Annotated in this window: 10 protein-coding genes and 1 tRNA gene; 10 read left to right on the top strand and 1 reads right to left on the bottom strand. The window is 43.9% G+C overall.

Translation table 11 applies throughout. From position 1 onward, the window contains the following. Positions 1-4 precede the first annotated feature (4 nt). The 9 genes from DYD21_RS06430 (at position 5) to DYD21_RS06390 (ending at position 11,834) form a co-directional block, all read left to right on the top strand. Entirely contained in the window at positions 5-1,378 is a 1,374-nt protein-coding gene (locus DYD21_RS06430; protein WP_233505484.1) for an alpha-amylase family glycosyl hydrolase, read from the top strand. Between the two features lie 37 nt (positions 1,379-1,415). After that, entirely contained in the window at positions 1,416-2,987 is a 1,572-nt protein-coding gene (locus tag DYD21_RS06425; RefSeq protein ID WP_116034281.1) for an MFS transporter, read from the top strand. A gap of 78 nt (positions 2,988-3,065) precedes the next feature. Next, positions 3,066-3,154: transfer RNA gene (locus DYD21_RS06420), tRNA-Ser, on the top strand. Between the two features lie 504 nt (positions 3,155-3,658). Further along, entirely contained in the window at positions 3,659-5,431 is a 1,773-nt protein-coding gene (locus DYD21_RS06415) for a GspE/PulE family protein (RefSeq protein ID WP_116034278.1), read from the top strand. A gap of 11 nt (positions 5,432-5,442) precedes the next feature. Then, the gene (locus tag DYD21_RS06410; protein ID WP_116034275.1) at positions 5,443-5,946 is read left to right on the top strand and encodes a Crp/Fnr family transcriptional regulator; all 504 of its coding nucleotides are present in this window, start codon (positions 5,443-5,445) and stop codon (positions 5,944-5,946) included. Between the two features lie 161 nt (positions 5,947-6,107). Further along, the gene (locus tag DYD21_RS06405; protein WP_116034272.1) at positions 6,108-7,367 is read left to right on the top strand and encodes a type IV pilus twitching motility protein PilT; all 1,260 of its coding nucleotides are present in this window, start codon (positions 6,108-6,110) and stop codon (positions 7,365-7,367) included. A 5-nt stretch (positions 7,368-7,372) separates the two neighbouring features. Next, entirely contained in the window at positions 7,373-9,115 is a 1,743-nt protein-coding gene (locus tag DYD21_RS06400; protein WP_116034269.1) for a PilN domain-containing protein, read from the top strand. A 2-nt stretch (positions 9,116-9,117) separates the two neighbouring features. Then, positions 9,118-9,969, top strand: coding sequence for a hypothetical protein (locus DYD21_RS06395; RefSeq protein WP_116034267.1), 852 nt, complete (start codon positions 9,118-9,120; stop codon positions 9,967-9,969). A 17-nt stretch (positions 9,970-9,986) separates the two neighbouring features. Further along, positions 9,987-11,834: a hypothetical protein gene (locus tag DYD21_RS06390; RefSeq protein ID WP_158551439.1), complete on the top strand. Its 1,848-nt coding sequence runs from the start codon at positions 9,987-9,989 to the stop codon at positions 11,832-11,834. Positions 11,835-12,119: 285 nt separating this feature from the next. On the opposite strand, the gene DYD21_RS06385 is transcribed toward DYD21_RS06390, so the two are convergent. Continuing rightward, on the bottom strand, positions 12,120-12,932 hold the full coding sequence (locus tag DYD21_RS06385; protein ID WP_116034261.1) for an alpha/beta fold hydrolase: 813 nt from the start codon (positions 12,930-12,932) through the stop codon (positions 12,120-12,122). Between the two features lie 274 nt (positions 12,933-13,206). Here DYD21_RS06385 and DYD21_RS06380 point away from each other — a divergent pair, with 274 nt between their 5' ends. Beyond that, on the top strand, positions 13,207-14,001 hold the full coding sequence (locus DYD21_RS06380) for a 1-acyl-sn-glycerol-3-phosphate acyltransferase (protein WP_116034259.1): 795 nt from the start codon (positions 13,207-13,209) through the stop codon (positions 13,999-14,001). The last annotated feature ends 7 nt before the right edge of the window (positions 14,002-14,008 follow it).

The following is a 14,008-nucleotide window of genomic DNA, read 5'->3' as shown; positions in this document are numbered from 1 at the left end:
CCTTATGTTTAAACTAAATCTGCGCATGGGAGCACTTTTTACGCTCCTGCTTTCACTGACATTTACGGCTGTTTCCTGTGATGAAACAGAATATACCGCTGAAGGGGAAACCTATTCGGCAGCACCGCCTGACTGGGCGTATAACGCAACCATTTACGAGGTGAACATCCGGCAGAATACACCTGAGGGAACATTTAACGCATTTGCAGAAGATATTCCGCGGCTTCAGGAAATGGGCGTTAAAATTCTATGGCTGATGCCGATCCATCCCATCGGAGAAGAGAACCGGAAAGGCACGCTCGGCAGCTACTACTCCATTGTGGATTATACCGATGTGAATCCTGAGTTTGGCACCAAAGATGATTTCAAAAACCTGGTTGAAAAAGCCCATGATCACGATATGAAACTGATTCTCGACTGGGTAGCCAATCACACCGCATGGGATGCTGTTTGGACTGAAACGAATCCGGAATTTTACGAAACAGATGGAGATGGCAACTTTTTTCCCCCGGTAGAGGATTGGGAGGATGTCATTCAGCTTGATGTTGAAAATCCCGAAATGCAGGAGCAGATGATCCAGGCGATGGAGTACTGGGTCCGCGAATATGGCGTGGACGGATACCGCGCGGATGTCGCCTATATGGTGCCTACAGAATTCTGGATCGATGCACGGGAGCGGCTCGATCAGATCAAGCCGGTGTTTATGCTGGCTGAAGCAGAAGAGCCGGAACTTCATCAGGCATTCGATATGTCATACGCATGGGATTATGCACAGACCATTCGCGATATCGGCGCTGGTGAAGCTGACCTGAGCGATCTGGACCGGGCGCTCTCCCGTAATTTTGATCAATTCAGCCGATCCGACTACCGGATGTTCTTCACCACCAACCACGATGAAAATTCATGGTCCGGGAGCGACACTGAACTTTATGGTGACAATTTCGAAAATTTTGCGGTGCTCTCAGCTACCGTTTGGGGAATGCCGTTGGTTTATAATGGTCAGGAATCAGGCCTGGACAAGCAGCTGGAATTTTTTGAAAAAGATGAAATAGAGTGGGGCGATTATAAATATGAAGACTTCTACAGAACACTGCTCCACCTGAACCGCGATAACCGTGCGCTCTGGAACGGTGAGCAGGGTGGAAGCTATCTCAAATCCTCCACAGACCGCGATGATGTGATCTTCTCATACAAGCGGGTTGCCGATGATGAGCGTGTATTTGTTGTGCTCAATTTTTCTGATGAAGAAGTAGAGTTTAGATTCGATTCAGGAAGTCAGGGTGTTTGGAGTGATGTTTTTTCCGGTGAGCAAGTTGAAATCAGCGCTACCATGCAGCTTGAAGGTAATTCCTATAAACTATTTGAAAGACGGCAATAAACTGAGATTCAGAAATTTCCAAAATTAACTACGTGATATGAACCCCAAACCACGCCCCAAATTAAGTTTCTGGCAAATCTGGAATATGAGTTTCGGATTTCTCGGAATCCAGTTCGGTTTTGCACTGCAGAACGCAAACGTTAGCCGGATTTTTGAAACACTTGGCGCTGATGTAGGCGCAATCCCGCTCCTTTGGATTGCCGCTCCCGTAACGGGGCTGGTGGTACAGCCGATTATCGGGTATTTCAGCGACCGCACATGGACACGCCTCGGAAGGCGGCGGCCATATTTCCTCTACGGTGCCATTGCGGCATCAGCAGCACTGGTGATCATGCCCAACTCGCCGGTACTTTGGGTTGCGGCCGGAATGCTCTGGATCCTGGACGCCTCAATTAATGTGTCGATGGAACCGTTCCGGGCTTTTGTGGGAGATATGCTTCCGTCTGAACAGCGAACCAAAGGGTTTGCAATGCAGAGCTTTTTTATCGGGACAGGCGCCGTTGTTGCTTCTGCGCTTCCCTGGATGATGACCAATTGGTTCGGGGTTGCAAACACCGCACCGGAAGGGGTGATACCGCCATCTGTAAAATGGTCATTCTACATTGGTGCAGCGATTTTCTTTCTTGCCGTTTTATGGACCGTTCTTCGCACCAGAGAATATACCCCTGAAGAGCTGGAAGCTTTTGAAGCCTATGAAAATGAAAAACTGGATGCTGATGCTGAAGAGGTAAAACGCGATATCCCGATTGAAGCGGGTGAAGGGCAGAAGAAAGTAACATTCGGATATATTTTCACAGCGTTGGGGCTCGGTCTCACTGCAGTAGTCTATTTTGGTAACTATGATTTTGATCTATACATCGTAACGGTGGGTCTGGCTGTGCTTGGATTGATTTCACTCGCTGCCGGAATACTGCAAAGAGGAGGTAAAACAGAACAGGGACTTGTTGTAGTGGCACACGATTTTCTCACCATGCCAAAAACGATGATACAGCTTTCTGTGGTGCAGTTCTTCTCCTGGTTTGCTCTCTTTTCGCTCTGGATTTATACTACAGCTGCGGTAACATCACATATTTACGGCACAAGTGATACAACATCTGCGCTCTATAATGAAGGAGCCGACTGGGTTGGAATTCTCTTTGCTGTTTATAATGGGTTTGCTGCCGTGATCGCATTTGCCCTTGCACCGATGGCCAAACGCACCAGCAGAAAAACTGTTCACGCGATTGCACTGATTTGCGGGGGGCTCAGCTACATTTCGATCTACTTTATGACATCTCCAAATATGCTCATTGTATCCATGGTAGGAATCGGATTTGCCTGGGCAAGTATTCTGGCGATGCCGTATGCCATTCTTGCCGGATCACTCCCGGCCAAAAAGATGGGACTCTATATGGGGATTTTTAACTTCTTCATTGTGATTCCTCAGATCATTGCAGCCAGCATGCTCGGATTTGTAACCCGGAACTGGTTCGATGGGGAGGCGATTTACTCGCTGATGCTCGGAGGCCTGGCGATGCTGATTGCTGCCGCATCCATGTATTTCGTGGATGATGTGGATGCAGATATTGAGACCGGCGAAGTAAAAAAATCTGTTATGCCGGGCGAATAGTTTTTAAAATCAGAGCCACAGGTTTCTATTGTTGAATGTAGGGAATCAAACTCCTATATTCTGTGCTTCGAATCTTTTGGAGGGGTGCCAGAGTGGTCGAATGGGCTCGCCTGGAAAGCGTGTGTACCTCGAAAGAGGTACCGAGGGTTCGAATCCCTCCCCCTCCGCTTAAAAAAGCGTAATCTGAATCTCAGGTTACGCTTTTTTTATTTTGCCTAATAGCTGTCCAAAATGCGCATCATCTCGCACTCTCTCTCTACCAGGGAAGTGAGATCTATTATCTCTAACTCTAATACAGGCAAAAGATGCCGGATCTGAGTCCGGCATGACGGTACTAATGATCAATTCATTTTTCTTCACCCGGTTTAAACTATTGTGATTTCGCATCTCTCCGATATAAATAGCTTTACTCAAAAATGTAATCTGCTTCAGTTTTAGAGTTTGGTTTTAGTTTTTTTCATGCCGGTCGATAAAGTATAAAATCGTTTGTGTTGGATATGAAATAATACAAAAGCAGGCTCCCTTTGTTAAAACAACTTTGCGATAAAGTTCTGGGATTGCTTTTCATAACTAACGAATACCCGATTAGAAAGAATCGTCAGTCTGTTCTATGCGCTCTGCTTAAAGATTTGCGAGAACCAGATGCAGAATGAAAGCCAAAATGTTCAGGAATGGGGAAGGTTAACGCAAAACAACATATTGGTAACCTGCTGCTCAGCCGGGGAGTTATCAGTGAAGAAGAGTTAAGTCTTGCGTTCAAAATTTTGAATGAAGAACCACAAGGTTCAACAAGGCGAATTGGTCAGATCCTTCACCAGGATCTGAGTCTGGACCGACACGCAGTGATGCGTGAAATTGCCAGCATTTATGCTTTTGATGAAATTTACTTCGGACTCGAGCAGCTCGACCATGATCAGATTGAGAAGATTAAATCCTATGTAGAACGGATTCCTAAAGAGGTGATTGATGAACTGGTGCATCAAAAAGCTATTCCAGTAGCAATGAACGCCACCTCACTTACAATTGCAACTCCGGACCCCTCAAACCCGGAATTGTCTACGATTATTTCGCGGCTAAACTATAAAGAGTACGACATCCGCTATTGCCGGTACGAGCTCATTGAAGATACGCTCTCAAAAGTGTATGAGCAGAAAAATGAGTTCCTCGATCTTCTGGAAGATATCGACATGGAAGATGGCCAAATCAACGAAACCGAAGAGGATGTTGATGAGTCAGAAATTGATGCGGAGATCAACCAGAGTATGCTTAACTCCCTGGTGGAAGGGATGCTCGTTGAGGGAGTGCGAAGGGGCGTTAGTGATATGCACATCATCCCCAGTGGTCCATCTACGACCGATATCCGGTTCAGGATTGATGGAAAGCTCCAGCTCTGGTATCAGCAAAAAAATGTGAAACCGGAAGCCATCACGGCGGTTATTAAAGATAAAACCCGGAACGTTGACCGTTTTGAGCGCGACAGCTCACAGGATGGATTTATTCAGCGTGCGGTGGATAACTATAATATCCGGTACCGGGTTTCCATCATGCCAATGGTTGGTGCCCAGTTTGAACGGAAATTTGAGTCGGTGGTAATTCGGATACTGGACGATCGTGAGGTCATAACCGACCTGAACGTGCTGGGGCTTCAGGAACAGGCCAAAGCTGACTTTGTGAAGGCTATAGAAAAACCATCGGGGATTGTAATTATCACAGGCCCAACAGGAAGCGGAAAGTCTACTACGCTTGTAGCTGCCCTGTATTATGTTATTGATCCGACAAAAAATGTGCTCACTATTGAAGAACCGGTTGAGTATCTGATTAATGGCGCCCGTCAGCTTAAAATCAGTAAAAATATGACGTTCGAACAAGCTATTCGCGGTATTCTGCGTCATGATCCCGATATTGTTCTTGTAGGGGAGATGCGTGATCTACAAACCGCAGAAGTAGCCATCAAAATGGCAAATACAGGTCACCTTACATTTTCAACGCTTCACACAAATGATGCTCCAAGTGCGGTTTCACGGCTCTATAAAATGGGAATTGAGCCGTTCCTGATTGCCAATGCTGTAAACCTGGTTATGGCTCAGCGGCTTGTGCGAAAATTATGCAGCTGCAAAGAGGTGTATGAGCCGCATCCGGAAACGTTAAAAGGAATAGGGTTTAATGATGAAGAAATTGCTGAAACAACATTTTATAAACCTGTAGGATGTGAAAAGTGTTTTGATACCGGTTTTAAGGGACGTGTTGCAATTATGGAAGCCCTCTACTTTTCCAAAGAGATAAAACGTATTATCCTGGAATCAGGCGGCGAAATTGATGAAGAAATCATCAAAGAAACAGCGGTAAAGAATGGAATGCTAACGCTGAGAGCTTCTGGGCGCGAGAGGATCAAGAAAGGTTTAACGACCGCTGAGGAAATTATGGCAATCACAGTAGACGATTAGTACATTACGCTATGGACGAGCAAAAAAAGTTTCAATCCGACATCATGCAAAAGCATCTTCGTGATCTTCTGAAAGATCCGCCACATCTGTTAAAAAACTTTCACTACGAAGATATTCTCGCATTTCTTGAACTGGGAGAAGAAACCCGGTTTGTTGAAGGAGATACGATCATCAGTGAAGATGAATATGTTAGTTCAGCGTATTTAGTAGCCAGTGGTAAAGTCTCAATCTGGAAAGAAAATATTCAGCTGGCTACACTTGAAACGAACAGCTTCTTGGGAGAGACATTTTTATTCAGTAAAAACAACCGAATGGCACGCGTTACGTGCGAGGAAGATTGCATTCTGCTAAAATATGAGCGGTATATGGCGCTAAACTACTTTAGAAAACGCCCTGAAAAATTGTTCAATATCTTTACGAAAAACATCATCGAGATTCAGCAAAATAAAATATCAAGTATGAATCTTCAGCTTTTCACTTTAAAAAAACGAATTCTTGACGATAAGAAGTGGTAGAGAGGTGATTGCATCCGCTGCAGTCACATCTTTTCCGGGGTAATTTCTTAAACGTTTAACAGCTTCACACCTAATTCGGTTTTTTTGTAACAAATCACCCCTGAAATAATCTATATAGTGTGACATTAGAATTTCTTAATAATTATTAAATATCACTACTCATGGTTGAAACAGAAACATCTAAAGTATCACTGGCTCCGATTCGCACCATCGCGGCAGAGATTCTTGGACAGATGCCAGACTCGTTCAGAGGAATGGACTACCATGAAGAGCTTGGGAAACGAATTAAGACTCTGGACGACCTCAAAAGAAAACAACTGATGAGTTCGCTGCACTCATTTTTACTCTACATGAGAAAAAATGAGGCTTCAGATATTGATATCGGGGGAACAGGGTGTAATGGCAAAATCTGGTACCGTGTGTTTGGTAACAAATCCCCGCTCAATTTGCCCGAAGAGTTAAGTTATAAAGAAACCGACCTTCTGATTCACAGCATTATCACAGATGAACAGCGCCGAAGACTGCTGGAAGACAGGAACCTGGATTTTTCCTACTCTTTACCAACGCAGAATGGCGAAAAAGCACAGCGATTTCGTGCCAATGCATATTTCGACCTGGAGCATCTTGCACTGAACATGCGGAAAATTGATGAGGAAATCCGCCCATTCAAAACGCTTGGCGTTCATCCAGAAGTAGCAAAAGCCCTGAGTCTCAAATATTACAAATACGGGCTGACTCTTATCACAGGTATTACCGGTTCAGGTAAATCAAGTACGCTCGATACCATCATCGATGCGAATAACCGAACGGTTGATTCTCACATCGTAATCATTGCTTCTCCTGTTGAATTGATTCACACGCCAAAGCGCTCTGTAGTTCGCCACAGGGAAGTGGGCCGTGATGTAACCTCTTTCAAAAACGGGGCTGTCCAGGCGCTTCGGCAGGATCCCGATATCATTGTTATTGGTGAGCTCCGTGATCCGGAAACCATTATGACAACTCTTGAAATTACTGATTCAGGCCACAAAACATTCGGCACCCTGCACACATCATCAGCAATGGAAAGTATTGAGCGTATTCTCGGTGAAGTACCCACAGAGGAACAGAACAGGGTTCGCTCCCGCCTTGCTGATGTGTTAACGGGCGTAATTAGTCAGAAACTAATTCCAAGTCTCGATGGAAAGCGGGTGATGGCAAAAGAGGTTCTGCTTGTAACTCCTTCTGTTCGTGCGGCTATCCGAAATGATAACGTAAATGAAATTTACCAGATGCTCGCCGAAGGTAGTGAACTGGGTATGACCACTATGGAGCAGGATTTAAAGCGATTGTTTGATGAAGGAAAGATTTCTAAAGAAGAGGCGATAAATAACGCCAATAATAAAAAAAGGCTGTTCCAGCTGTTTAACGATTTAGATTATTAAGCCATATGTTTAAACCTAAAGAATATATCGGCATTAGCCTGGAAGGGGATTCCATAAAAGTTGCCCGTGTTGTTTCAGAAAAAAATCAACTGAGACTTATTCGTGTAGATCAGCTGACGCTTGTAGAGCCGATTAAGAAAGCTCAGCCTGCATCAGTTCTTGAAAAAGAGCCCGCCGGAGATGTTTTTGACGATGATGAACTCGATGCCGATCTGATTTTCGGGCTTGATGATGATAGTCCTGATCCCGAACCGGAATCAAAAAAAGAAGGATCCTCCAAATCCAGCGACGACGACATTTTTGGAGAGATCGATCTGGATGACCTGGATGCTGATGTTTTCTCTGAGGATGAGAATGAAGACCTGGTTTCTCAATCTGATGATTCGATTTCGAATGAAAAACTGATCTACGATTACCTCACAACAGTTGAATCAGACAACAAGCAGGTAGCGGTTAATATTCCTGCCGGAGATACGGTTTTTCAGTTTCTGAGCGATTTAAACTATTCAGAAATCAAAAAGAAGGAAGTTCTCGAAATTCTTGAAGAGAAACTATATGCTCTTTACAATCGGAAACCGAATGAAGAACTCTACGATTTCAAGATCCGTGACGATGGTACACTCATTATTGGTTCCGTAGATAATGAATCGCCGACACTGAAACTTATGCTTCAGGCCGGGGAACGGTTTAACCTGAAAAGTCAGGTTCAGGATGTGCTTCCCGATGAATCGGTAATGATGGGAATGTATCGTACCCATTATGAGATGAATTCTGAAATTATAACTGCACTTCTGCAGATCGGGAAAAAGAAGAGCCGGTTGCTTTTTATGAAAGGGGATCAGCTCCTGCAGGTTTCTCCTGTGATTAACGAAGGGTTTGATCACAAGAATTATTTGAGTACGATATTTTCAAAAATTCTCTTTCAGATTGATACCGGGGAAGTCCCTGCACTCGATCAGCTGATCATATTTAATAATGGTAACGGCAAAAAAGTCACCGATTTTTTTCAGTCAAGTTTCAGTGAACTGAATGTTGAAGAGTTCGCCTTCAACAGCGATAAACTGCTCTACGAAGAATCTCTGACAGAGATCGTACCGTTTTATACAACCGCGATCGGGCTGGCAGAAATTGCGGCAAAGGGTGATATCCGGAAAAATATCGATCTGTCATTTCTTCCATCCTATGTGGTCGATCAGCAAAAGATCTTCAGGCTTCAATGGCATGGTGTGTTACTCCTTGTGCTGATAGGGCTTAGTCCAATTATACTAAACTTTTTCTATCAGCAAAACAGTGCTGAAATCGATTCTCTTCAGCTTCGCTCTAATCAGCTGAATATGATGATTGCAGATGTGAATCCCCTGGTGACACGATCTGAAGAACTTTCACAGGAACTCAGCCTGATGCAGGATCAGCTTAACCTGTTGCGAGAACTTAATGAAGATAACATCCGGTGGACAGTAACGATGGATCGCTTCAACAGGGCTTTACAGAATACGGGCAGCACCTGGATCACCTCGTTCAGGCAGAATGATGATGTGCTGATGGTAGATGGCTATTCGCTTTTTAAGGACAGAATACCCCTGCTTGCCGGTCAGTTTGAAACGGTAACGCTGCTCAATGTTCGTAAACAGGAATTACGGGAGCGCGATATCTTTTCATTCTCCATGATGATTCGGGAAGTCGTAGATGACCGCTCTCTTTTTACACCCGGTGAATCTGCTGAAATTCAACAAGCTTCAACTCAATAGCCATGTCGTACGCACTCCGAAATACTTTAATTCTGCTGATGGTGCTGATTTTTATTACAGCAGGCGGATATCTCATTATTCACTTCTATCAGCTACCGCAAATTGATAAACTTGAACAAACAATCGAGACAGATCAGGCTGAATACGATAACAAGCGAGAAATCGCAGACCGTTTGCCGGATCTTGAACAGCAATTTGTTCAGTCTAAAGAGTTTATCGAGAATTTTGATAAAACACTTTTCCGGACAAATAATCCGGATCAGGTCTACCGCTTTCTCTCCATTTTGAGCGATACGGACCCAATTCAGTTCGACTATATTTATACAGATTCCACGCAAACCGACCGGTATGGAGTAGTAACCTCTCAGCTGGCCGGTAGGGGACCGTACAGAGCGGTACTAAATTTCATGACCCGCATTGAAAACAGCGAACCGGTCCAGAAAATTGAGGAACTGGTAATCTCACCGGTTAGTCAGGTGGATGAATATACGTTTGTCACATTCAATTTCAGATTGCGGAGTTTCTACGACCGTCACAATTATTTCAATGCAAGGAACACACCGGGTGTATCCGGACAGATCCAGTTTGCTTCACACAATCCATTCTTTCCGCTCATCAGAAATGTTGATCCCAACACAGATGATTTGATTGATGTGGAACAGAGCCAGCTTGTTGGGATCGGGAGCGGAATCGTGTACTTGCTGGATCAGAACGGTCGGTTACAAACATTACAAGAAAGGGACCGGGTGTATCTCGGGCGCCTCGAATCTATCAATATTAATCAGGGCTATGCCATTTTCCGGCTGAATAAAGGCGGAATTGTGGAGACGGTATCACTGGAGGTACAACGATGAAAATCTATAAACGAACTATGAAAGCATTAATACTCACTCTACTATTTGTTCTTGGAGTTTCTGAACTTCTGCAATCTCAGGCGACAGACAATCTTCCGAGGGAGTATACCAATCCTGAAGAATTGATTTCATTCGACAGAAGAACACCGTTTCAGGATGCAGTAGAGGTTCTAACCACTTATGCTCAGCGTTTTGAAAACCGCTTTATCATCGACCGCTCCAATGCCTCGGGGCCTATTGGTGTATCTCTGCCAGCAATGCACTGGAAAGATGCGCTCAATTATATAATGCGGGTTCAGAATCTTGTCGTTCTCGAATCAGATGATATTCTGGAAATTGTGACAGCCCAGGCAGCCCGGGAACGGCTTGGCGAAGGGGAAGATACTGTGCAGCGAAGAGGTGCCGAAGAAATTGAAGGACGGAGAATTTCAACAAACACCCGGGAAATTCGCATCAATGCAACGTTTTTTGAAGGAAATAAACGTGCCCTGCGCGAAATTGGTGTAGATTGGTCAACGCTTACCAATAATGTCCCCGATAATATTACTGACTTTATAACTGACGGCGGTGGGGATGGTGAATTGCCTAGCATTGAGTTTGGCGGAAGCCAGTTCGTTTCCGTAAATGCCAGAGGGGCGCAGAACGTATCGCAAAACGTATTTAACTCGCTCATAAACTTTGGCGATATCGGTGGCGGAATTGAAGTCCAGGCTCTTTTCAGTGCTTTTGAAGCTGATAACCTTGGGCAGATTCTGGCTACACCGAGCGTGAAAGTCATGGATGGTGAAGAGGGCCGCATTCAGGTGGGGCAGGATTTCTCGATCAAACAGCGTGATTTTGCGGGGAATGTAACCGATCAGTTCTTCAGTACCGGTACTATTCTGCTGGTTCGCCCGCAAATTGTTGAGATTGGAGATACTACATTAATCTATCTGGATCTCGAAGCAGAACGTTCTTCCGCACAGCCCGATCCGGTGAGTACTATTATAAACAAGCAACAGGCGAATACACACGCTCTTCTCCTGGATGGAGAGAGTACGGTGATTGCCGGACTTTACAGAACTGAACAGACTGAAATTCGAAGGGGAATTCCAATTCTTAAAGATCTGCCCGGCTGGTTTTTCGGTTTGAAATATCTTTTCGGATATAACTCAACCGACGTGCAGGAATCGGAGCTTGTAGTACTGTTGCAGGCAGAACTTGAAGAATCGCTCGATAATCGGCTTCATCGCGCATTCCAAAGTAAAGGTGAACTGCTCGCCGAGCGTAAAGATGAGCATCGAAATAATATGAATTATATCAGCGATAAATCACCGGTCCCGCCATCTCCACAATCCGACATTCCAGTTGATCATACGCTGCCGGATATGGCTTTGGATAATCAGGATTCTTCTATAACTGGATCTGATTCGAACTCAAACTCAAATCATTCAGCCAGGTCAAACAGCAATATTGAGTTGAAAGAGATTAATCTCTCTGATATCCGCCCGGAGCCTACATATAACGGAGTTTCTGAAAGCAGTGTAAGCCGCAGAAATGTATCAGACTACACGCGTGATATGCGGGCAATGGAGCTTCAGAATGTGAATGGCAATCATGAAGATTACGAATACTATGTGATTGGCGGAGCATTTAAGAACAGGGGATATGCCGACAATCTCTACAATTCATTTAAAAATGAAGGGCTCGATGCACACATGCTTTATAATCCGGTTACGGGGTTCTTCTTTGTAGCATATAAAGGATTTTCATCCTTTGATGACTCAATTGAATATTTACATCAAATAAAATCAAACAGGCAGCCGGAAGCATGGCTCTCTCGCCTGATCAGAGAAGAGCGGAGACTGGACCTGAACAGCGATTAACGAAAAACTTTTAATAGAGATAGACCCAAGCCGTGAATAGGTGCCCTTTCGGGTATCTTTTTCACGGCTTATTTTTTTGATACGCCATGATTGAAGTGAAGGAAAAAAATTGTTGACCTAAGGCTTTGAAATACCCATCTGTCGGCTGTTCCCCGCTAATGGGTGGGAGTTCATAACCCCGTCAGAGCGCACATACAGCGTGCAGTAATGCCCTGAAGGGATTCCTGTGGCTCAAAGCCCTCTGAGCATGTTTTGGATGATAAATTTTCTGGTGAATTTAAATTGCTATGCCGTTTCCTGCTGAAGGTGAGTAGCGTTGTTCTTTAAAAATTTGATAGAGATTTCGTTAAACAGGTCGGGTTCCTCAATGTTGCATACATGTCCGCATCCCTCGATTACATGCAGTGAACTTCGTTCAAAATCGGCGATCATTTTTTTAACAGGGGGTAAAAACATGTGATCTTCACTGCCCATCACGTAAAGTGTGGGATTCTGCATCTCTTTCTCTTTAAAATAGCGTAACAGCGGATTTACATCGTAGGTTAGACGAAACCATTTCAGGAACTCTTTTTTGGCCAGATTTTTGGCATCACTGATAAACATGCTTCTGGATTCCTGGTGATTTTTTTTTGGCATGATGACCCACGCAAAAAGTTTATACAGCCAAATGAACGGAACAATTTTTTTAAATGTGTGTCCAAGCCAAACTAATATGCGGGAGCGAACATCCATCCGCGTGATCGCACCGCACATAACGGCTGATTGCACAACTTCAGGTTTGAGCTCGGCAATTGTTCGAATGATGATTGTACCGAGAGAAACACCTACAAAATGAGCACTATCAATCTTATTATTTCTGAGAACTTCCAGCACATCTCGGCTTACGGTTTTAAATGTATATTTCTCTTTGTAGTATGCCTTCATCGTGCTCATCTCTTTCGATTTGCCATGCCCCCGTAAATCAACCAGCATAACATTGAAAGCCTCCTGGTAAGCCCGCACCTGCTTAAACCAGATCGATGAGGACCCGCCGGCACCGTGGATAAAAACAACCCAATCCAGAGACGGGTCTTTGATAAAAGTTTTGTAATAGAGCATTGTATACCGGCCGATTACGTGTGTGACATAAACTGTTGTAATAACACATTATGTTTCGCAATCAGTCTCAGATAATTATTATTTTCTTGTTTTATTCGTGATTCAGAAAAAATATATAGCTTTATAAAATAAAGAATCGGGTACTGCTATAAAAATTGAAGATCCACTGAGCCATGAGAAACTTTCAGGTCTTTCAGTAAAATTTAAATTTTTAAGTGCAGATTTATAATAAAAAAGCTGTCATACTATCTTCAATCCTTGTTATCTTGATTCTATGAGAAGTTTATTCGCTATTGTAAAAGTTTCATTAGTCATTTTAGCTACCCTTACTATCTATGCGGGGTATATCGCCGGGCTTGGAGTTTTAAAACTCTTTCGCAGGCAAGGCGATGCCTGGCTAAATCGAATCCTGAAATTATGGGGAAGAAGCATTAGCCGCCTGCTCTCAATAAGGGTAACTGTAGAAGGCCCTATCCCAAGTGCTCCATTTTTCCTGGTAAGCAACCACCTGAGTTATGTGGATATTATTGTCTTGTTCCGGACACTACATACCACATTTGTTGCTAAAGCAGAAATAGCCGACTGGCCGGTACTCGGTACAATTGCTAAATCAGTTGGGATTGTTTTTATCGACCGTAAGAATAAAATGGACATTGCACGAGTGAATGAAGAGATTTCAGGAAAAGTTACCGATACCCGCGGACTCACCCTGTTTCCGGAAGGAACGACCTCTCCGGGAGAAAAATTATTACGTTTTCGTCCATCACTGCTTGAATATCCTTCAAAATCTAAACTTGGCGTACACTATTGTGTGCTTCATTATAGTACTTGTCCGAATTCAGATCCAGCACATGAAACCGTTTGCTGGTGGGGTGATGATCCTATACACACCCATTTATATAATCTTGCAAAACAAAAAAATATCAATGCAACCATTACATTCGGGGACAATGTACTGCATGATTCAGATAGAAAACTTCTTGCAGAAAAACTGCATAACAAAATGAGTGCTATTTTTACCCCCATTTCTTCAGAAGTTGACACCAAATACGAACCGATTCAGTTTTAATGGTAGG

This window comes from Rhodohalobacter sp. SW132 (assembly GCF_003390325.1).
Taxonomy (GTDB): Bacteria; Bacteroidota; Rhodothermia; order Balneolales; family Balneolaceae; genus SW132.
The sequence above is the reverse complement of the archived record's forward strand: the minus strand, read 5'-3'. Positions and strand labels throughout refer to the sequence as shown.

Excerpts from the sequence above, each read along its gene's own strand:
- DYD21_RS06430 (WP_233505484.1), top strand. The coding sequence starts at position 5 with ATGTTTAAACTAAATCTGCGCATGGGAGCACTTTTTACGCTCCTGCTT.
- DYD21_RS06425 (WP_116034281.1), top strand. The coding sequence starts at position 1,416 with ATGAACCCCAAACCACGCCCCAAATTAAGTTTCTGGCAAATCTGGAAT.
- DYD21_RS06415 (WP_116034278.1), top strand. The coding sequence starts at position 3,659 with ATGGGGAAGGTTAACGCAAAACAACATATTGGTAACCTGCTGCTCAGC.
- DYD21_RS06410 (WP_116034275.1), top strand. The coding sequence starts at position 5,443 with ATGGACGAGCAAAAAAAGTTTCAATCCGACATCATGCAAAAGCATCTT.
- DYD21_RS06405 (WP_116034272.1), top strand. The coding sequence starts at position 6,108 with ATGGTTGAAACAGAAACATCTAAAGTATCACTGGCTCCGATTCGCACC.
- DYD21_RS06400 (WP_116034269.1), top strand. The coding sequence starts at position 7,373 with ATGTTTAAACCTAAAGAATATATCGGCATTAGCCTGGAAGGGGATTCC.
- DYD21_RS06395 (WP_116034267.1), top strand. The coding sequence starts at position 9,118 with ATGTCGTACGCACTCCGAAATACTTTAATTCTGCTGATGGTGCTGATT.
- DYD21_RS06390 (WP_158551439.1), top strand. The coding sequence starts at position 9,987 with ATGAAAGCATTAATACTCACTCTACTATTTGTTCTTGGAGTTTCTGAA.
- DYD21_RS06385 (WP_116034261.1), bottom strand. The coding sequence starts at position 12,932 with ATGCTCTATTACAAAACTTTTATCAAAGACCCGTCTCTGGATTGGGTT.
- DYD21_RS06380 (WP_116034259.1), top strand. The coding sequence starts at position 13,207 with ATGAGAAGTTTATTCGCTATTGTAAAAGTTTCATTAGTCATTTTAGCT.